This window comes from Pararhizobium sp. LjRoot255 (assembly GCF_964252905.1).
Classification (GTDB): Bacteria; Pseudomonadota; Alphaproteobacteria; order Rhizobiales; family Rhizobiaceae; genus Pararhizobium.
On record NZ_CAXUPQ020000001.1, the window covers coordinates 1151276 to 1170893 of the forward strand.

Sequence of the window (19618 nt, forward strand, 5' to 3'; positions counted from 1 at the left end):
TTATAGAAGACAACAACAAAGCGGCGCTTGAGCGCCGTCGCCCACAAAAGGTTGGAGGACCCATGCCGGCAAACGACAAGAGCAGTCGCAGCACGACCAGCGTAACGGACCAGGAAGCGCTCGACTTCCACTCCCAGGGCAGGCCCGGCAAGCTCGAAATTTCTCCAACCAAGCCGATGGCGACACAGCGCGACCTGTCGCTTGCCTATTCGCCCGGCGTCGCCGTGCCGGTCAAGGCAATCGCGGCCAACCCCGCAACCGCCTATGACTACACGACCCGAGGCAACATGGTGGCCGTCATTTCCAACGGCACCGCCATTCTCGGTCTTGGAAATCTCGGCGCACTGGCTTCAAAGCCGGTGATGGAAGGAAAGTCGGTCCTGTTCAAGCGCTTCGCCGACGTTGATTCGATCGACCTCGAAGTCGACACGGAAGACGCCGACGAATTCATCAATTGCGTGCGATTCCTCGGCCCCTCCTTCGGGGGTATCAATCTGGAGGACATCAAGGCGCCGGAATGCTTCATCATCGAGCAGAAGCTGCGCGAGATCATGGATATCCCCGTCTTCCATGACGACCAGCACGGCACGGCGATCATCGCAACCGCAGGCCTCATCAACGCGCTACAGCTGACAGGCCGCGATCTCAAGACCACGCGGCTGGTTTGCAATGGCGCCGGTGCGGCGGCCATTGCCTGCGTCGAGCTCATCAAGTCGATGGGTTTTGCGCCCGAAAACATCATCATGTGCGACACGAAGGGCGTCATCTATCAGGGCCGCACCGAAGGCATGAACCAATGGAAGTCCGCGCATGCGGTCAAGACCGACCGGCGTACGCTCGAAGACGCAATGGACGGCGCCGATGTGGTTCTCGGCCTGTCGCAAAAGGGCGCCTTCTCGGAGGCGATGATCCGCTCCATGGCGGCGAAGCCGATCATCTTCGCCATGGCCAATCCCGATCCGGAAATCACGCCGGAGGAGGTGTCTGCCATTCGCGACGACGCGATCATGGCCACCGGCCGATCCGACTATCCGAACCAAGTCAACAATGTGCTGTGCTTTCCCTACATGTTCCGCGGTGCGCTCGACGTCCATGCCTCGACCATCAACGAAGCCATGAAGATTGCGGCGGCCGAGGCCTTGGCAAACCTTGCCAAGGAAGATGTTCCGGATGACGTGGCGGCCGCCTATCAGGGCAACCGGCCGCGTTTCGGCCCGCAGTACATCATTCCGGTGCCCTTCGATCCGCGCCTGATCTCGTCCATTCCGGTCGCGGTGGCAAAGGCCGCCATGGAGAGCGGCGTTGCCCGAAAGGCTATTCCGGACCTGGCCGCCTATGGCCGTCAGCTTTCGGCCCGCCGCGATCCGATCGCCTCGACGCTGCAGCGCATCTATGAGCGCGTCCGCCGCCAGCCGAAGCGGATCGTCTTTGCCGAAGGCGAAGAGGTGCAGATGATGCGCTCGGCACTCGCCTATGTGAACCAGGAACTCGGCACCGCGCTGCTTCTCGGCCGCGAGGAGCAGATGCGGGAGATGGCCGACCGCGCTGGCATCGACCTCGACCGGCCGGGCATCCAGATCGTCAACGCGCGCATTTCCAAACGCACCGGCGCCTACACCGATTATCTCTATGCCCGGTTGCAGCGGAAGGGTTATCTCTTCCGCGATGCGCAACGCCTGATCAACAACGACCGCAATCACTTCGCCGCCTGCATGGTGGCTTTGGGCGACGCCGATGGCATGGTGACGGGCATTACACGAAATTACTCCACCGCACTTGAGGACGTGCGCCGCTGCATCGATCCGAAGCCGGGACACCGCGTCATCGGCGTGTCGCTGGCCCTTTGCCGCGGCCGCACGGTGCTGGTGGCGGATACCGCCGTTCACGACATGCCTTCGGCAGAAGAATTGGCCGATATTGCCGAGGAAGCTGCGGGGCTCGCCCGCCGGCTCGGCTATTTCCCGCGCGTGGCGATGCTTGCCTACTCGACCTTCGGCCATCCTTCCGGCGAACGTTCGGAGCGAGTCCGCGAGGCTGTCAACATCCTCGACCGCCGCCGCGTCGATTTCGAATATGATGGCGAAATGGGAGCGGACGTGGCGCTCAACGCCCGAGTGATGGAACAATATCCGTTCTGCCGCCTCTCCGGCACCGCCAACGTGCTCGTCATGCCGGCATTCCACTCGGCATCGATCTCGACCAAGATGCTGCAGGAACTGGGTGGATCGACCGTGATCGGCCCGCTGCTCGTCGGCCTCGACAAGTCGGTCCAGATCGTTTCCATGGCCGCCAAGGATTCCGACATTGTCAACATGGCGGCACTTGCCGCACACAACGCCGGCAGCTGATCGGAGCAACCCGACACAAACGAAAAAAGCCCGCTCGGGAAACCGGAGCGGGCTTTTTCATGCGATATATCGATCTTGATAAAAAAATACCCAGGACGAACCTGCTGAATACTTGTTGTGCAATACTGCGATGCCGATCAAAAAACTGCCATTCACGAGCAGACTGTATACAAAAATGCTGCACTGCGTCAAGGCGACTTGTGATTGCGATTGCAAGAGATTTTTTTTCTATCAGCTGGCGAAACGTCCGGCGTCAGCACCATAATAGTTGAGGTAGCGGCCGGAGATGTTGGTGATCGGCAGGACGATCAGAACATCCGTCGTGCGGAAGGCGTGATCGACGACAGCGCCCTTGCCAACCATGGCGCCGAGGCGCATGTAACCCTTGATCAGCGGTGGCAGGGCGGCAAGCGCCTTGCGCATGTTGATCGCTTCTGCCGGCATCAGATCCATGGTGCGAAACAGTTCCGGACGGGCCGAGACGTCCCATTCCTCCGGCACCACCATGTTGTGATGCAGGAAGGAGAGAGCCAGTGCATGTTCTTCCGGAATGATGCCAGGGAAGGAACCGCAACCGAACATCGCATCGACACCATATTTCAGCGCATAGGCCCAGTTGCCCTGCCACAGAAGCTCGACAGTGCGCTTGGTGCGATAGTCCGGCAAGACGCAGGAGCGTCCGAGTTCCATGAACGTCTTATCGGGGTGGCGTTCCAGCAGTGAACCGATGGAAAATTCGGAGGCGGAATAGAAGCCGCCTGTCCTGGCTGCGACGTCCTGGCGAAGCAGCCGATAGGTACCGACGATCTGGTCTTCCGGATCGCCCTCGATCGACGTGTCCAGCACCAGCAGATGATCGCAGACGGGATCCCATGCATCCGCATCACGCTTGCGGTGTTCGGCATCCTGCGGGATCTGCGCCTTCATTTCTTCGACGAAGACCCTGTAACGCACCGCCTGCGCGGCGTCGATCTCCGACGCATTGCGGGCAAGGCGGGTTTCGAGATTTCCGATACGACCGAGCACATCCGGTGCCGGGGCACTGACGCCTCGGACACGGGTCTGCGGCTGGTCAGCCACGATCGCCAGATCCAAAGGTTCGACTGTCATTGCGCGTCATCCTGGTCACTACAATCCTGTCCGGCTTAAACCACGTTTCTGCGACAGGATAGTGACATCGGCGCTACAAGCAAAGACCGGTCGTCATTGAGCGAGCAAGCGGCCGATTTCCGCGGTCAGCGCCTTCGGGTCGGCAGGCTTCGAAAGGACAGCGCTCGCCCCGGCGGCCAGCAATTGTTCACGGGTATCAGCTTGGCCGTCAGACGTTAGCACAATGACCGGAACAGCCTTTCTTCCCGACTGGCGCGCTTCCTCGCGAAGCCGTTTCAGCATCGAAAATCCATCGCCGCCCGGCATGTTGAGATCGGAGACGATCAGGTCCGGGGCGATGCGGATTGCCGCCGGCGCATCAAACAGAGCAGCAGCGAGCGCTTCGAAATCCTCGACGACGCGCACCGGATGACCGGCGCGCTCCAGGACGGCGCGGACCATGAAGGCATTGACCGGATCGTCTTCCGCCAGGAGCACGCCGCCTTCGACCGGCTTTTCGAGCAAGGCCGGGACGTCCCGCAGCACCGGCCGGTTGTCGTTGATGGCGTCGCGCACTTCCATTCCCTTCATGCGGCCCCGCAGGACCTCGACCAGTGACTTTTCCCGCAACGGCCGAATGAGCCATGCATGATAGCCGTCCATGTGGTTGATCGGCCGACCGTTGCGTTCTTCCGGATTGACGAGATAGGTCTTGCGCAGCTTCTGCTGCTCAAGGCCTGGCACCTGCGCCAAGAGGCTCTGGAACTGCGCCGCGTGGCGGTGATCGACGATGATGTCCGTCAGCAATGTTGCCGCCGAAAGCGCGCGAGCAGCGATGGCCTGCGCATCTTCCAACGTTTCGGCGCATTCGCAGAAGCCGCCCAGTGTTCTGATTGTCGAAGACAATGCCTTGGAGGCAGGACCTGGAGGCGCCATCACCAGCACACGCGAACCGGCGAGAACGCCCGTCCTGGCGAGGGCGGCAGCAGCGAGATCGCAGCCGAGGGCCAGAAAGCGGATTTCGAAGGTGCTCCCCTTGCCCGGAACGCTGGAGACCGTCAGCGAACCGCCGAATTCTTCCATGATGCGCCGCGAGATCGCCAGACCAAGGCCGGAGCCGAGGGACCGCTGGGCGTTGCCGCCCGCCTGCTCGAACTCGTCGAAGACACGGGCCTGCTCCTGTGCGGTCATGCCTGGGCCGCTATCATCGATTCGGATGACGATGGTCCCGTGCTCGACGGAGGCACTGACGAGAACGCCGCCGGTGTGCGTGAATTTGACGGCGTTGCCGACAACGTTGAACAGAACCTGGCGCAGGCGGGCGGCGTCGAAATCCATCTGGCCCGGCACGTCCGCGGTGACCGTGGCGCCGATTTCGATGCCCTTGTCATGTGCGCGGTGCGACAGCATCTCGACGACGCTTTCGATCGTCTCGCGCAGCGGCTCCGGCGCCGGGCGTAGCTGGAAGCGACCAGCCTCGATCGAGGAGAAATCGAGCAAGTCATCGACCAGTTGCACCAGCGCATGGCCAGACTGACGCATGCCGGCGAGATAGTTTTCCTGCTCGCTGGTCAGCCGCGTATGGCTGATCAGATCGCTCATGCCGAGAATGCCGGACAACGGCGTGCGGATTTCATGGCTGACCGTTGCCAGCAGCCGCGATTTCGCCTGGCTGGCGATTTCGGCCTTGCGGCGCGCGTCCTCGCGTTCACGGGCAACCCGGCTTTCCTCGGTGACATCGCGGCCGATGCTGTGCAGCATGAAGACACCGCTCGCCGGCTCGCGGGCGATGACGTCGTGCCAATCGAACAGCTTCACGCCCGCGGCGGTGACGATCCGCACGCTGTAGTGATTGGGGCCGGTCGCAGGTTCGAAGGCGATGCCGAGCGCCTCGCACGTCTTGCCCTCCGGCTTCAGCCTGCCAGTCAGACGGCGGAAGACTGTATTGGCCTGGACGATCCTGCCGCCCGGCTCGCGGATGATGGCGATGTCGCCGAGCGCGTCATGGATGGTGGAGAGAAGTTGCGATGTCTCGCTGCGCTCCCAGTGTTTGTCGCTCGCCTTTTCCTTGCGGGCACGGCCATGGGCGGCAGCGGGTTTGGCGGAACGATACCAATCCCTCAGAAGCAGAGTGGCTCCGGTGACACCGGCGCCGGCAAGGCCTGCAGACAGCAGATAAAAGCCTGCATCAATACCAGCGCCAAGAATGGCAGCGGAGCAGAGGAGACCCGTGCCTGCCAATGTCGGTTTCAGCGCCGGAAACGTTTCCTTCGGCACATCAAAGCCGTCCGGCTCCAGCGAAAGGGGATGGTCGCTGGGTGCGACGCCGGACGCGCCCTTCTGCCCCAGCGTCCGGCCCGGTGCGCTGAACTCGGCTGCAATCCGTTTCTTGAGGTTTGGCAGATCGCTCATGACACCTGCCTACACGACAAGCGTTTTGATTGGCTTCAACCGGTCTTTAAAATTTTAAGCGTCCTGCTTTTTCATATGCAGGATCTCGTCCAGGATGATCGCGCCAGCGCCGATGGTGATGAAACTATCAGCGAGATTGAAGACGGCGAATGACCAGGTTGCCGTGTGGAACAGCACGTAATCGATCACATAGCCGAAAATCAATCGATCAACGAGGTTGCCCAAGGCGCCCGCAATGATCATTGCATAACCAAGATGCGCGAAGAACCGGTCTTTTGGAGTGCGCCGCCACAGCCAGAGGACGAAAGCGACGACGAAAAGGCGCATGGTGACGATGAACCAGCCTTCCATGCCGGACAACATGGAAAACGCGACCCCGTAATTGTAGGTCCGATATAGCGCCAGCATCGGGAGCACCGGCACAGCCTGCTGAAACGGCAACCAGATCTCGACCGCAGCCTTGATTGCCTGATCTAGCAGCATCGCCACGACGACAAGAATGAGGATCGGCAGGGGGCGCGAAAAAATAGCCGTCTTTTCCATTATGCCTTGGCATCCAAAGTCAACAAATGGCGGCGCGCCTCAAACAGCATGATGCCGGTGGCGATCGCCAGGTTGAGAGAATCGGCGCGGCCCTGCTGCGGAATACGGGCGAGTGCCGTTGCCTCCTTTGCCAATTCGTCAGGCAGACCCGCCTGTTCGTTGCCCATCAGGAGAACGACCGGCTTCTTGCGGTAATCGATGGTGCGGTAATCGACGGCACCCGCGAGATGCGTGGCAACGACCTGAACGCCGGCGGCCTTCTGCCATTTGACGAAATCGACGACGTTGGCGCGGATGACCGGCATGGCAAAGACCGAGCCCATGGTCGCCCGCACCGTTTCCAGGGAGAAGGGATCCGTCGTTTCGCCGATCAGGATGACACCGGATGCCCCTGCCGCATCGGCAGTGCGGATGATGGTGCCGAGATTGCCGGGATCGCGGACACGATCGAGCGCCACGTAGGTCTCACCCAGTTCCGGCCTGATATCCTTCAGGCTCGCATAGCGCTGCTCGAAGACACCGACGACCATCTGCGGATTGTCGCGACGGGTGATGGCCGACAGCACCTTTTCGCTGACTTCCAGCACCAGACCGCCGGTCGATACCGTCTTCAGCGCCACCTGCTCGACCTGCGCCTTGCCCTTGGCCGCCTTGGCGTAGACAAGCGTCTTGATGGTCCAGCCGAGATCGAGCGCGTCGATGACAAGCTTCAGCCCCTCGGCGATGAAGGAATGGGTCTCGTCGCGCTCCTTCTTGTTGGCGAGCGCCTTGATGTCCTTGATGATCGGATTGGCAAGGCTGGTGACTTCCTTTACCTGGCCGACCCGGCGGGGGCCATGATCCCTGTGGTCATAGTTCATTTCGGCACCCATCGGCTGAAAAGGGAGGTGGAAAGCGCCCGGCCCGGTTCATTGCCGTCAAGCCCGCTTTCTCTCAGGATAAGTTCGCCCGACTCCACCGCGCCGCCACGCCCGCGCATCGTCTCGCGCATCAGTTCGTGGATGGAATAGAAGCTCGCGCGGATCGAATAGGCCGTGAGCACGAGGCCCCTCGCCTCCGGCGACAGTATCTCGCGGCAGATGTCGAGCATCAGGGCGAGATGGTCGAAAAGCTGCCAGACCTCGCCATTCGGGCCGCGGCCGAATTTCGGCGGATCCGTCAGGATGATGTCGTAGCGGCTGCCCCGGCGCTCCTCGCGCTGGATGAATTTCATCGCATCCTCGCAGATCCAGCGGATCGGGAGATGCTCGGCACGGCCCAGCGCCTGGTTTTCCCGCGCCCAGCCGATCGCCTTCCTGGAGGCGTCGACGTGCGTCACTTCGGCGCCGGCTTTCGCAGCAATCAGCGAGGCGACGCCGGTATAGCCGAAGAGATTGAGCACTTTCAGCGGCCGCCCGGCGGTCTCGATCTGACCCTTCATCCAGCTCCAGTGCGCGAGCTGCTCGGGAAAGACGCCGACATGGCGGAATGCGGTGAAGCGGCCGTAGAACTCGGCATCGAGGATCTGCATGGGCCAGGTCTCGCCAAGCACATTCTTCGGAAACCGCCAGCGGCCCATCCCGTCCTCGTCGGTGTCGCCGGTGAAGATCGAATCCACATTGTCCCAGACATGCGGCGGCAGCGCTTTCGGCCACAGCGCCTGCGCCTCGGGCCGCACGATGCGGTAGGGGCCGTATTGCTCCAGCTTCAGACCGTCGCCGCTGTCGATCAGGTGATAATCACGCGCGCCCTTCGTCTCGAGGATGACCGGGATGCGCTCCTGCGGCTTTGCGCCGCTGCGGATACGAACTTCGGTACGGGGCGGCTGGCTCTCGGGGGAAGCCGTCTTTGCGGCAGCCCTTTGGGCGACCGGCTTTTCTACGCTTTTGCGAACGAAAGGAACGCTATCGCCACGCGCCGGATGAGCCTGCGATGTTTTCTTGGCCAACGGTTTTGCGGCACCAGCCGGCTTGGCGCGCGCAGCCACCGTCTGCCCGGCTTTTCCCTTGGGCCGTCGATCTTTGTCTTTCACTGAGGGTCGTCCGTCATCTCTACGCTTCAAGCGCTGCAAATAGCACCGCTCATCCTGTTGGCAAAGCTGTTTCACGTCTTACATAGACCAGCACAACCGCGACGAGGGAGAATCAGCATGGAAATGAAGGGGGAGGAGCGCATCGCCGCTCGCCGCGACGCTGTCTGGGCGGCGCTCAACGACCCCGACATCCTCAAGCAATGCATCCCGGGCTGCCATTCGATCGAGCGAAAATCACCAACCGAGTTTTCGGCGTCGCTGAAGGTGAAGATCGGTCCGATCCCGGTGGTCTTCTCCGGCAATATCACTCTTTCGAACGTCAATGCGCCGATCAGCTATACGATTTCCGGTGAAAGCGCAGGCGGCATTGCCGGCCTTGCGAAAGGCCGCGCCGATGTGAGGCTGATCGAATATGGCGACGAGACCATATTGGCCTATGACGCGAGCGCGGAAATCGGCGGCAAGCTGGCGCAGCTCGGATCGCGGCTGGTCGGCTCAAGCGCCAGCAGGCTGGCGACAAAATTCTTCTCCGATTTCAGCGCCGCCGCCAACGCCGTGTCGGAGGCCTGAAGCCTATTTCGATGAAACGGGGAGCATCGTCTGCGACGCCATGGTTTCCGCGCGCGTGCGATGTTTCTCTGCTTCGGCGTGCCATTTGACTGCTTGGCTGGCCTCGTTGCGCGCCCGCTTGCGATACTTGCCCTGGCTGAACCAGGTGGCGAGCGACCCGAGGATCATTCCGAAGATCACCGCAAGAAACAGAAAAACGAAGAACGGCGCCGAGGCGGAAAGAACGCTGTCTGCCGGATCGAACGGATTGAGCGCGAGCGTGACCATCTGCCTGTTGGCGACAGACAACACGATCAGCACGATGGCGATCGGGACCAGCACCACGATATTCACCAGCTTCTTCATCATCATTCCGTCTCCGTCATTCCGGCAGCCCAATGCCGCGGCACTTCGACCTGCCGCAAAAATTTGTCCTTAAATCGTCAGATACCAAGAATTACGCAGGGGCATCGAGCCGAACTGTCCGGCTCATTCATCATCTTCATCGTCGGAGCCGGGATTGAGCCGCTCGCGCAGTTCCTTGCCGGTCTTGAAGAAGGGAACCCATTTTTCCTCAACGAACACACTGTCGCCCGTGCGCGGGTTGCGCCCGGAGCGCGAAGGCCGGTTCTTGACCGAAAACGCGCCAAAACCGCGCAATTCGACCCGGTTTCCGCCAGCCAGGGCATCTGTGATTTCATCGAGAACTGCGTTGACGATATTTTCGACATCACGGTGATAGAGGTGCGGATTGCGAGCCGCAACAATCTGCACCAGTTCTGACTTGATCACTGTCGCCCCCTCTTTTTTGAATTTACGTTTGTTCTTAGAGTGTTATGCCCATCGGATGGCCGTGTCCACCGGTTGTGCGGGATACCAAGCCGTTTTCAAGCCTCCCAAAACGGCAGACAAGCAATCGTCGGGTGTTTTCAATCGCTGCCAACCTGCCAAACGGAAACCAGACCGTCAAGAAACAACTTCTCGCGTCCCATTTTTTCGAGGCTCCCCAGGAGCGGAAAAGCTTCATATCCCAAGGATTTGAGCCATGCGGAGGCGGCCAACCCCAGCCCGAACGGCAAGGATGTGCCGGGCGCCTTCCACTCGACGATCTCAAGCTCCTTGGCGACGTTGCGACCGCTCAAAAAGGCGCGTATCTCTTCATCGCCGCCAAGTTCGTCGACCAGCTTCAGCTTGAGCGCCTGGCGACCGGTAAAGATGCGGCCGTCGGCAAGCTGCCGGGCTTCGTCGCGCGATATTTTCCGGCGGTCGGCGACGAGATCGACGAACCAGTTGAAGCTGTCATCGATCATTGCCTGGATCACCGCCTTGGCTTCGTCGCTCGGTGGATGGAAAGGCGAAGGCTCGGCCTTGAGCGGCGTGGATTTGATCTCCTCGAGCGAAACGCCGACCTTGTCCATCAGTGTCTTGATCTGCGGGTATTGGAAGAGAACGCCGATCGAACCCGTGATCGAGGTTTCACCCGCAATGATGCGGTCACCGGCAAGCGCGATCATGTAGCCTGCCGAAGCGGCCAGAGTGCGAATATCGGCGACAACCGGCTTCTTGGCCGCTACCTTGCGGATGGCCTTGAACAGCACTTCGCCGCCATAGGTAGTTCCGCCCGGTGAGGTAATGGTGACGACCAGCGCCTTGGCGGCGTTGGTTTCGGCGATGCGATCAAGACGCTCCAGCAAGTCGCGGTCATCCTGAATGATCCCGGAGATATTGACACGCGCGATATGCGGGCGGCTGAAAGCGCCCGTCTCGTCCGCGGTCGCATAGACATAGGCCGCAATGCCCGCACAGAATATCAGAGCGATGGACGCGAGCCGCCAGAAGCTGAGTTTTCGCCGAAGCTGGCGCCGGTCGGCGATAGCAAGCTGATCCATGATCTTTCCTCCTCTTCAAAGGCCGCGGGGGGCAGGCCGCCCCTTGCACGAAATGAACAATCCATAGCGGCGGCTCGACCGCGTTGTAACCCGGTTTGAACAAAATTCGAGCCTCCATTGTCGCGGAACAAAAAAATCTCCATATTCGCCGTCACTTACATCGCCCGGCCAGCAGGTCCTCTGAGCATCTGCGCCGCGACGATTTCGAACGACGGGCTATTTCATGTTGAATGACGTGCATCTTTCCGGCGCCTTGCCGCATTCGGGGCCGATCCTCGCCGACGCTTATACCGTGGCGGCGCGCCATTCCCGGTTGGTCAGACGGCTGAAGATCATCCTGCCATTGGTGGCAGTCGTGATCGGCGCGATCTTCGTTGCCGTTTCAGTGGTGCGTGCCTTCCTGCCGGAAAACCTGCAGATCGAGAATGCGACGATCGAAAACGGCAAGATCGTCATGCAGAACCCGGCAATTTCAGGCCGCAACAAGCAAGACATCAGCTACTCTATGAAAGCGGTGCGCGCGCTGCAGGACATCGCCAATCCCGATATCATCACGCTCGAGACGATCCATGCGGAGATGCCCGTCAACGAGACGCTTATCGCCACCGTCGAGGCGACCAGCGGCATCTATGACCGCGGCGGCAACACCTTGAATATGAACGCGCCTTTCAGCATCAGGATGAACAACGGCGTCGTTGCCGATTTCCAGACGGCCTACCTCGACATCAATGCCGGCGAGATGGAAACCAAGAAGCCGATCGCAATCAGCATGAACGGCGGTTCCATTGTTGCACAGTCGTTGAGAATGACGGATAAGGGACGCATTGTTACATTTGAAGGCATGGTGAAGGTCGTCGTCGATCCCAAAACCATCCGTAAAACCGCCAACTAGAAAAACCGGTGCACATATGTCGGCCAATTCCGCCTTTTCCTTTCGGCTTGCCGGAACATTCATTCTCTTAAGTCTTTTTGTCAGCACCTCCGTGTCTCCCCTTGCCGCCCAGGAGAAGTCGAGCAAGATGAAAGGGCTTCAACTCTCCAACGACGAGCCGATCCAGATCGAGAGCGATAAGCTCGAAATCAAGGACCCCGAAAGCAAGGCCATATTCACCGGCAATGTGAAGGTCGTTCAGGGGACGACGACGCTGCAGGCCGGAAACATGGTCGTCTATTATAAGAAGGGCGGCGGCGCGATTTCCAGCGGCAATGCCGATATCGACCGCATCGAGGTCGACAAGAAAGTGTTGCTGCAATCGGGCACGCAACAGGCGTCGGCCGATAGCGGCGAATTCAACATGACGGCGCAAACGCTGGTGCTGAAGGGCAAGCAGGTCGTTCTATCGGAGGGCAAGAACGTCTTCACCGGCTGCCAGTTGAACGTCCAGATGGATACCGGCGAAGCGCAGCTCGAAGCCTGCGGCGGTCGCGTCCAGATTCAGCTCGACCCGAAGTCCCAGAAAACGAACTGATGCAGACGCCGACGTGAACATCCCCTTTCTTCACAAACACAAGCGGGCCGGCAAGCACGACGCCGCCACTCCGGCCCGCGTCGTCGACAAGGCACGTTACGAGGGCACGCTGATCGCGCGCGGCCTGACGAAAGCCTATCGCGGGCGCACGGTCGTCAACGGCGTGTCGCTGGTCGTGCGCCGCGGTGAAGCCGTCGGCCTGCTTGGACCCAACGGCGCTGGCAAGACGACCTGTTTCTACATGATCACCGGTCTGGTGCCGGTCGATGAAGGCTCGATCGAGATCAACGGCAACGAAGTCACGACGATGCCGATGTATCGTCGCGCCCGCCTCGGTGTTGGTTATCTGCCGCAGGAAGCCTCGATCTTTCGCGGCCTGACTGTCGAGGAAAATATTCGCGCTGTTCTCGAGGTTCACGACAAGAACCGCGACCGGCGCGAGAGCAAGCTCAATGAGCTGCTCGGCGAGTTCAACATCTCCCACTTGCGCAAGTCGCCTGCCGTGGCGCTTTCGGGTGGCGAACGCCGCCGCCTGGAAATTGCCCGGGCGCTGGCGACCGACCCGACCTTCATGCTGCTCGACGAACCCTTCGCGGGCGTCGATCCGATTTCGGTTGCCGATATCCAGGCGCTTGTGCGTCACCTCACCTCGCGCGGCATCGGCGTTTTGATCACCGACCACAATGTCCGCGAGACGCTGGGCTTGATCGATCGCGCCTATATCATCCATGCGGGCGAAGTCCTGACGCATGGGCGGGCCAACGACATCGTCACCAATGCGGATGTCCGCCGCCTCTATCTCGGTGACAATTTCAGCCTTTGAGGCTGATCCTCTCCGTTCGATGGTAAACGAAACTAACGGCGGCGGGCAAAATCTGCCGCTTCCGGGACATTTCCCTTGACCGTTGGCCGGAATTGCGCAAATTTTGCTCACCCGCGGATGCTGCAGCGCAATATGCCGACGGCAACCACCGCGTTTTTGCAGGTTCCGACAACATCGGCCCGCAGCATCGCAGCCGAAAGCGGCTCCCGGCCAGTTGTTGTGCACTTTTTACATGCCTATTGCATAGAAAAATGCCCGGCCGCCGCGAAATTCATCTTATTTCCTATCAGTGCTTGACCAAACCCCGTTAATAAGCAATTTTTGGGCCAGTTGAAGAATTGGCGAATTCACTCCGCAAAAGATGAACGCCGGCTCGGAGAATTGAGGGGAGTTTCGCGTCCGCATGGCCCTGTCAGCCAGCCTCTTCCTGCGTCAAAGCCAGACCCTGGCCATGACCCCGCAACTGATGCAGTCCATCCAGCTGCTGCAGATGACGCATTTCGAGCTGAACCAATTCATCGAACTGGAAGTCGAGAAGAACCCGCTGCTCGAATTCGCCACGAATGATGATGGCTCGGGTGGCGCGGACCGCCTCGGCAAGGACGAGCTCCATATCACGCCTGATGAACGCAGCGAGCGCGACGGCGGCGACACTGCATCCTTCGACCCGCTGGGCGACGTCTACGACAGCACGACATCTGCGACCGGCGAACGGATGAGCGAGCAGCTCGACGCCAATTTCGAGAACGTCTTCCCCGACGACACGACGCCGCAGCGGGCCGACGCGCCGGAATTGCTTAGTCAATGGAAATCCATGCCGGGTGGTGGCGAGGGCGAAAGCAGCGACGGCTATAATCTCGACGATTTCGTCGCCAATCGCGTCACGTTGCGCGATTTCCTCAATGAACAGGTGCCCTTCAGCGTGCACGGCGCGGCCGACCGGCTCATTGCCCAGCACCTGATCGACCAGTTGGACGAGGCCGGCTATCTGCACGCCGATGTCGGCGAGATTGCCGAACGGCTGGGCTGCGCGACGGCCGATGTGGCGCGGGTGCTCGACAGCCTGCAGCAGCTCGATCCACCCGGTGTTTTCGCTCGAACCCTGAGCGAATGCCTCGCCATCCAGTTGCGCCTGCGCGACCGGCTCGATCCTGCCATGGCGGCGCTGCTCCAGAACCTGGAACTGCTTGCCCGGCGCGACTTCGCCAGCCTGAAGCGGATTTGCGGCGTCGATGAAGAAGACCTCGTCGATATGCTGGCTGAGATCCGCAAGCTCGATCCAAAGCCCGGCACCAGTTTCGAGGCAAGCCCGTCCGAGGCGATCGTTCCGGATATCGTCGTGCGCCCGGCGCAGGATGGCAGCTGGGCGGTGGAGCTCAATCCGGACACGTTGCCACGCGTGCTGGTCAACCAGACCTATTACGCGACCGTTTCCCGCCACGCTCCGAAGAACAGCGCCGACCATGCCTTCCTGACCGAATGCCTGCAGACGGCCAACTGGCTGACTCGCAGCCTCGACCAGCGTGCCAAGACAATCATGAAGGTGGCGACCGAGATCGTTCGGCAGCAGGACGCCTTCCTCGTCAACGGTGTCGATCATCTGCGGCCGCTTAACCTGAAGACTGTCGCCGATGCCATCAAGATGCATGAATCGACCGTCAGCCGCGTCACATCGAACAAATACATGCTGACGCCGCGCGGGCTGTTCGAACTGAAATACTTCTTCACGGTCTCGATCGGATCAGCCGAGGGCGGAGACGGGCATTCGGCGGAATCGGTGCGCCACCGCATCCGCAACATGATCGTGCTGGAAAGCCCCGACGCCGTGCTTTCAGACGATGACATCGTCGATATCCTGAAGAAGGGGGGTGTTGATATCGCTCGCCGGACGGTGGCAAAATACCGCGAGGCGATGAACATCCCCTCCTCCGTCCAGCGCCGCCGTGAAAAGCGGGCTATGGCCAAGGTCTCCGCCTGAGATCATGCAATCGGCACAACGAGATCGGATTGGCGCCGGATGTATCCCTGCGATCAACAGACCTGAATCCCGCAATCTCGACCTTGGTAACTCTTCATTGACTTTTAGAACAACCGGGAGTATCAGGCGCCGCAATGAGCATGGGTATAAAGCCTGCCTGAAGCATATCCCTCCAAATCCTGCCCTTATGACGCAAAATTCTATTGCGTGCGTGAAACGCTTGGATGACGGATGCGGTTGGAATAGACTGGCTGCGCAAATCACGAAAAGAGAGGAAACTCCATGAGTGTGCGTGTATCCGGTAAACATATGGAAATCGGCGAAGCGTTCCGTCTGCGGATTGAGGACCAGATCGCACAGGCCGTAACCAAATATTTTGACGGAGGATATTCAAGCCAGGTCACCGTGGAAAAGTCTGGATCCCGTTTCAGCGCCGATTGCAAGATTCACCTGGATTCAGGTGCTGCCTTGCAGGCCAACGGCCAGGCGAATGACCCGCAAGCCGCGTTTGATGCGGCATCCGAGCGGATTGCCAAGCGCATCCGCCGGTACAAGCGCAAGCTCAAGGATCACCACAATGGCAATGGTAATGCAGGATTTGCCGAAGTAGCCTACACCGTGATGGATTCCGTGCCCGATGAAGACGATGAGCTTCCGGACAATTACGCACCGACGATCGTCGCGGAGAGTTCAAAACAACTGAAGACGATGTCTGTCGCAAACGCCGTGATGGCGCTCGATATGACAGACGAACCCGTCCTGATGTTCCGTAGCCCCGGCAATGAGCAGTTGAATATCGTCTATCGGCGCAACGATGGAAACATTGGCTGGATCGATGCAGCCAATATCAAGGGCTGAGTGGATCAGGTTGAGTGCCGGCCCGCCGGCGCTCAATCGACCGCTTTTTCCTGGTGGTGGATGCAGGCGAGACCGTTGACGGGTCCGTTGGGGACCACCGAGAAAGATGGATGGAGCCGCCGTCCGGCATTGCCTGCCGAACGCGGTTTCCACCGGCGAACGAGGACAAACGAATGGCATTGGCAGGTTTGCTGCAGCAGAATGCGATACTTCCGGCCATGAAGGCCAATTCAAAGAAGCAGTTGCTTCAGGAATTGGCGGCAAAAGCATCCAAGATCACAGGACTTCCCGAACGGGAAATATTCGACGTCATTCTCCAGCGCGAGCGATTGGGTTCCACCGGTGTCGGTAACGGCATCGCCATCCCACATGGCAAGCTCGCCCACTTGTCGTCGATCGTCGGCATTTTCGCGCGGCTGGAATCCCCGGTCGATTTCGAAGCCCTGGACGATCAGCCGGTCGACCTCGTCTTCCTGCTTCTGGCACCCGAAGGCGCCGGCGCCGATCATCTGAAGGCGCTGTCGCGCATCGCCCGTGTTCTGCGCGATCCCGAAATGGTCGCCAAGCTGCGGGCAACGGATTCCGCCTCCGGCATCTACGCATTCCTCAGCGACGACCAGTCCTCCAACGCGGCCTGATCCCTGCCTCAATACAGCTTCCGCCGGTTGAAGTGCTCTATGCATCTGCAAAGAGTTCCGTCTGGCTGGAAATGGCCAGGCACCGGTATCGACAGCCGCCCTGCCGTCAACAATAATCCTCGCAACGACAAACGAGGAGAACGGCGATGGCTGGCAGACTTTCCGGAAAGACGGCATTGATCAGCGGCGGTGCTGGGGGCTGCGGCCTTGCGGCATCACAGCTTTTTGCCCGCGAGGGCGCTCGCGTCGGCATTGTCGACCTGCCTCGCAGCGAGGGCGAGGAGGTGGCCGCGGCCATCCGCGCCGAGGGCGGAGAGGCGATCTTCGCGCCGGCGGACGTGTCCATATCCTCCGAGGTGAAATCTGCGGTGAAGGCTGTCGAGGACGCCTTCGGCGATATTACCGTTCTCTTCAATCATGCGGGCATCCTGGCAGTCGGACCGTTCCTTGAGACCGAGGAAGACGAGTGGGACCGGCTGATGGCGGTCAATGTGCGCTCGATGTTCCTGATGACCAAGGCCGTGCTGCCCGGCATGCTCGCTGCCGGTGGCGGCAGCATCGTCTCCACCTCTTCGATTTCGGCCGTTGCCGCCACCCCGATGGAGGTGCTCTATGACACGACAAAGGGCGCTTGCCACATGTTCGCCCGCGCTATCGCCGTCGAGTTTCGTGACCGCGGCATCCGCTCCAACGCCGTCTGCCCCGGCTTTATCGCCACCGATCACGGCAAGCGTGAGCTGGTGGGTCTGACAAAGTATGGCATCGATGTCTCCGACGCGGCGATTGCCGCGCAACAGGGCCGGATGTGCGACCCGATGGAAGTGGCGCAGGCGGCGCTGTTCCTGGCAAGCGACGAGTCCAGCTTCGTCAACGGCACGCATCTGTTCGTCGACAATTGTTTTACGGCTGTCTGAACACCAAAAGGGGAGAACGGGACCATGATGGAAGCGGGCGGGCACTGGCGAAACTGGGTGGGAAATCAGTCGTGCATCGTCCGGCACAGGGGCGCGCCCGAGAGCGAGGCGGTCTTGTCGGAGATGGTGAGGGAAGCGACGTCGAACGGGCTGAACGTGCGCTGCGCCGGATCCGGCCATTCGTTCACGCCGGTGGCGCTGACCAGCGGGCTGCATCTGACGCTGTCGAAGCTGCAGGGGATCACCAATATCGATACGGCCCGCAAGCGGGTCTCGGTGCATGCCGGCACGACGATCAACACGCTCGGCAAGGCGCTTAAAGCAAACGGCCTGTCGATGATCAACCAGGGTGACATCGACAGCCAGGCGCTAGCCGGCGCGCTGACCACCGGCACGCATGGTACCGGCCTGAAGCTCGGCAACATGGCCTCGCAGATCGTCGGCATGCGGCTGGTGCAACCGGACGGAGGCATTCTCGTCATCGACGACAGCCAGCCGGACATGCTCAATGCCGCCCGCGTCTCCCTCGGCATGCTCGGCGTCATCTCGGAAATCACGCTGCAGGTGATGGAGAGCTACAATCTGCATGAGAAGCTCTGGCGCTGCACCTTCGACGAATGCATGGAGCAACACGACGATCTCGCTGCCAATCACCGGCATTTCGGCTTCTTCTGGTGCCCGGTGCCCGAAAGCCGCCATTGCTATTGCCTGCCGGATACGTCCTCCGTTTCGACCACGACCAGCCTGTCCGACGTCTGCGAGATGAAGACGATCGACATCACCGACCGGCCGCCAACGGAAAGCGCCTTCGAGAAGATCGCCTATTCCTCGGAAATCTATCCGATCGAATATGTGCCGAACTTCCACGAGCTGGAATATGCCGTGCCGGTGAAATACGGCAAGCAGGCCTGCATGGAAGTGCGCAAGCTGATGCTGGAGAAGCACCCGACCTGCATCTACCCGATCGAATACCGCTTCACCGCCGGCGACGGCGGCTGGATCAGCCCGTTCTTCGAACAGGATTCTATTACGCTGTCGGTCTCCGGCGAGCCGGGCACGGACTACTGGAACTATCTCAAGGATGTCGACGATATCCTGCGCCAGTTCGGCTCCCGCCCGCATTGGGGCAAGCTGCATTTCCTCCGTGCTGAGGATGTGACGGCGCTCTATCCGCGCGCGCGTGACTTCAAGGCGTTGCGCAACAAGCTCGATCCGGAAGGCCGTTTCCTGAATGATCATCTGCGGCAGTTGTTCGGATGAGTTTTACCTCCCCCTTGAGGGGGAGGTCGCAGCGAAGCTGCGGGTGGGGGGTGACGGTCAGGGGCGCACAAAGATCACCCCACCCCGGCACTACGTGCCGACCCTCCCCCTCAAGGGGAGGGTGGAAAATCAAGCCGCCGGCGTCTCTTCCGTGGCAACCGCCTTCGGGCCGCCCTTGGCGACGCCGACCATGGCGGGGCGGAGCACGCGCTCGCCGATGGTATAACCGGCCTGGACCACCTGGACGACGGTGTTGTTCGGCACTTCGGGGTTCGGGACCTCGAACATCGCCTGATGGAAATTCGGGTCGAACTTCTGGCCGACCGGTTCCAGCTTCTGGACGCCATGACGCTCAAGCGCCGAAAGCATGGCCCGCTCGGTCATCTCGACGCCTTCGACCAGCGCGTTGAAGCCGGTATCGCCGGCCGTCCGCGCTTCAGCCGGGATGGCGTCGAGCGCGCGGCGCAGATTGTCGGAGACGGCCAGCATATCGCGGGCAAAACCGGCCACGGAATAAGACTTTGCGTCCTTGACATCACGTGCGGTGCGGCGGCGCAGGTTGTCCATCTCGGCAGCAAGCCGGAGGTAACGGTCGCGGTAGTCCGCGGCCTCGGCCTTGGCAACTTCCAGGGGATCGGGTTCGACTGCGGCGGCTTCGACCTTTTCAGAGGCAGCTTCAACATTCATCGCGGCTTCTTCGGCTGCGTTGGCATCTGCTGCATGTTTGTTCGTGTCGTCGGTCATGACGGTCTCCGGTATGTCACTATGTTAGGATTTGTAGCCGATATCGAGCTTTGAAGCCGAAAAATCAAGGGTTCAATCGAAAGAGCGCGGCAA

General features: G+C 60.5%; 19 protein-coding genes. 10 read left to right on the forward strand and 9 right to left on the reverse strand.

Annotated elements, in window-relative coordinates; genetic code table 11:
- Window positions 1-62 precede the first annotated feature (62 nt).
- Window positions 63-2348 (forward strand): NADP-dependent malic enzyme, encoded by a 2286-nt coding sequence (locus ACSQ2W_RS05710; RefSeq protein WP_436085391.1) that lies wholly within the window; start codon window positions 63-65, stop codon window positions 2346-2348.
- Between the two features lie 231 nt (window positions 2349-2579).
- Here ACSQ2W_RS05710 and ACSQ2W_RS05715 read toward each other — a convergent pair whose 3' ends face one another.
- The 5 genes from ACSQ2W_RS05715 to ACSQ2W_RS05735 form a co-directional block, all read right to left on the reverse strand.
- On the reverse strand, window positions 2580-3458 hold the full coding sequence (locus ACSQ2W_RS05715) for a GNAT family N-acetyltransferase (protein WP_436085392.1): 879 nt from the start codon (window positions 3456-3458) through the stop codon (window positions 2580-2582).
- 93 nt (window positions 3459-3551) lie between these two features.
- Window positions 3552-5849 (reverse strand): ATP-binding protein, encoded by a 2298-nt coding sequence (locus tag ACSQ2W_RS05720; RefSeq protein WP_436085393.1) that lies wholly within the window; start codon window positions 5847-5849, stop codon window positions 3552-3554.
- A 54-nt stretch (window positions 5850-5903) separates the two neighbouring features.
- Window positions 5904-6392, reverse strand: coding sequence for a signal peptidase II (gene lspA / locus ACSQ2W_RS05725; protein WP_436085394.1), 489 nt, complete (start codon window positions 6390-6392; stop codon window positions 5904-5906).
- Window positions 6392-7252 carry a TrmH family RNA methyltransferase gene (locus ACSQ2W_RS05730; protein WP_436085395.1) on the reverse strand — a complete coding sequence of 287 codons (861 nt, stop codon included), beginning with the start codon at window positions 7250-7252 and terminating at the stop codon, window positions 6392-6394. The genes lspA and ACSQ2W_RS05730 overlap by 1 nt, the downstream gene beginning before the upstream one ends.
- Entirely contained in the window at window positions 7249-8403 is a 1155-nt protein-coding gene (locus tag ACSQ2W_RS05735) for a class I SAM-dependent methyltransferase (RefSeq protein WP_436085396.1), read from the reverse strand. Before ACSQ2W_RS05735 ends, ACSQ2W_RS05730 begins: the two co-directional genes overlap by 4 nt.
- A 117-nt stretch (window positions 8404-8520) precedes the next feature.
- Here ACSQ2W_RS05735 and ACSQ2W_RS05740 point away from each other — a divergent pair, with 117 nt between their 5' ends.
- Window positions 8521-8973 carry a CoxG family protein gene (locus ACSQ2W_RS05740; RefSeq protein ID WP_436085397.1) on the forward strand — a complete coding sequence of 151 codons (453 nt, stop codon included), beginning with the start codon at window positions 8521-8523 and terminating at the stop codon, window positions 8971-8973.
- Between the two features lie 3 nt (window positions 8974-8976).
- Here the strand turns inward: ACSQ2W_RS05740 and ACSQ2W_RS05745 are convergent, their stop codons facing one another.
- From ACSQ2W_RS05745 to sppA, 3 genes are all read right to left on the reverse strand, one after another.
- Entirely contained in the window at window positions 8977-9321 is a 345-nt protein-coding gene (locus ACSQ2W_RS05745; protein WP_436083138.1) for a DUF1049 domain-containing protein, read from the reverse strand.
- A 120-nt stretch (window positions 9322-9441) separates the two neighbouring features.
- A complete protein-coding gene (locus tag ACSQ2W_RS05750) occupies window positions 9442-9744 on the reverse strand; it encodes an integration host factor subunit beta (protein ID WP_018323897.1) in 303 nt (100 codons plus the stop codon).
- Between the two features lie 137 nt (window positions 9745-9881).
- Complete coding sequence (gene sppA / locus ACSQ2W_RS05755; protein ID WP_436085398.1) at window positions 9882-10841, reverse strand: signal peptide peptidase SppA; 960 nt, start codon at window positions 10839-10841, stop codon at window positions 9882-9884.
- A gap of 223 nt (window positions 10842-11064) precedes the next feature.
- Between sppA and lptC the strand changes: the two genes are divergently transcribed.
- From lptC to ACSQ2W_RS05795, 8 genes are all read left to right on the forward strand, one after another.
- Entirely contained in the window at window positions 11065-11733 is a 669-nt protein-coding gene (gene lptC, locus ACSQ2W_RS05760; RefSeq protein WP_436085399.1) for an LPS export ABC transporter periplasmic protein LptC, read from the forward strand.
- 16 nt (window positions 11734-11749) lie between these two features.
- Complete coding sequence (locus ACSQ2W_RS05765; RefSeq protein WP_436085400.1) at window positions 11750-12310, forward strand: LptA/OstA family protein; 561 nt, start codon at window positions 11750-11752, stop codon at window positions 12308-12310.
- A 19-nt stretch (window positions 12311-12329) separates the two neighbouring features.
- Entirely contained in the window at window positions 12330-13133 is an 804-nt protein-coding gene (lptB, locus tag ACSQ2W_RS05770; RefSeq protein ID WP_436087682.1) for an LPS export ABC transporter ATP-binding protein, read from the forward strand.
- A 403-nt stretch (window positions 13134-13536) separates the two neighbouring features.
- On the forward strand, window positions 13537-15111 hold the full coding sequence (gene rpoN, locus ACSQ2W_RS05775; RefSeq protein ID WP_436085401.1) for an RNA polymerase factor sigma-54: 1575 nt from the start codon (window positions 13537-13539) through the stop codon (window positions 15109-15111).
- A 282-nt stretch (window positions 15112-15393) separates the two neighbouring features.
- Window positions 15394-15969: a ribosome hibernation-promoting factor, HPF/YfiA family gene (gene hpf, locus ACSQ2W_RS05780; RefSeq protein WP_436085402.1), complete on the forward strand. Its 576-nt coding sequence runs from the start codon at window positions 15394-15396 to the stop codon at window positions 15967-15969.
- Window positions 15970-16142: 173 nt separating this feature from the next.
- On the forward strand, window positions 16143-16607 hold the full coding sequence (gene ptsN / locus ACSQ2W_RS05785; RefSeq protein ID WP_436085403.1) for a PTS IIA-like nitrogen regulatory protein PtsN: 465 nt from the start codon (window positions 16143-16145) through the stop codon (window positions 16605-16607).
- Window positions 16608-16753: 146 nt separating this feature from the next.
- Entirely contained in the window at window positions 16754-17521 is a 768-nt protein-coding gene (locus tag ACSQ2W_RS05790; protein WP_436085404.1) for an SDR family NAD(P)-dependent oxidoreductase, read from the forward strand.
- A 24-nt stretch (window positions 17522-17545) separates the two neighbouring features.
- On the forward strand, window positions 17546-18781 hold the full coding sequence (locus ACSQ2W_RS05795; RefSeq protein ID WP_436085405.1) for a D-arabinono-1,4-lactone oxidase: 1236 nt from the start codon (window positions 17546-17548) through the stop codon (window positions 18779-18781).
- A 129-nt stretch (window positions 18782-18910) separates the two neighbouring features.
- Here ACSQ2W_RS05795 and grpE read toward each other — a convergent pair whose 3' ends face one another.
- Window positions 18911-19525 carry a nucleotide exchange factor GrpE gene (grpE, locus tag ACSQ2W_RS05800; RefSeq protein WP_436085406.1) on the reverse strand — a complete coding sequence of 205 codons (615 nt, stop codon included), beginning with the start codon at window positions 19523-19525 and terminating at the stop codon, window positions 18911-18913.
- Window positions 19526-19618: the final 93 nt, after the last annotated feature.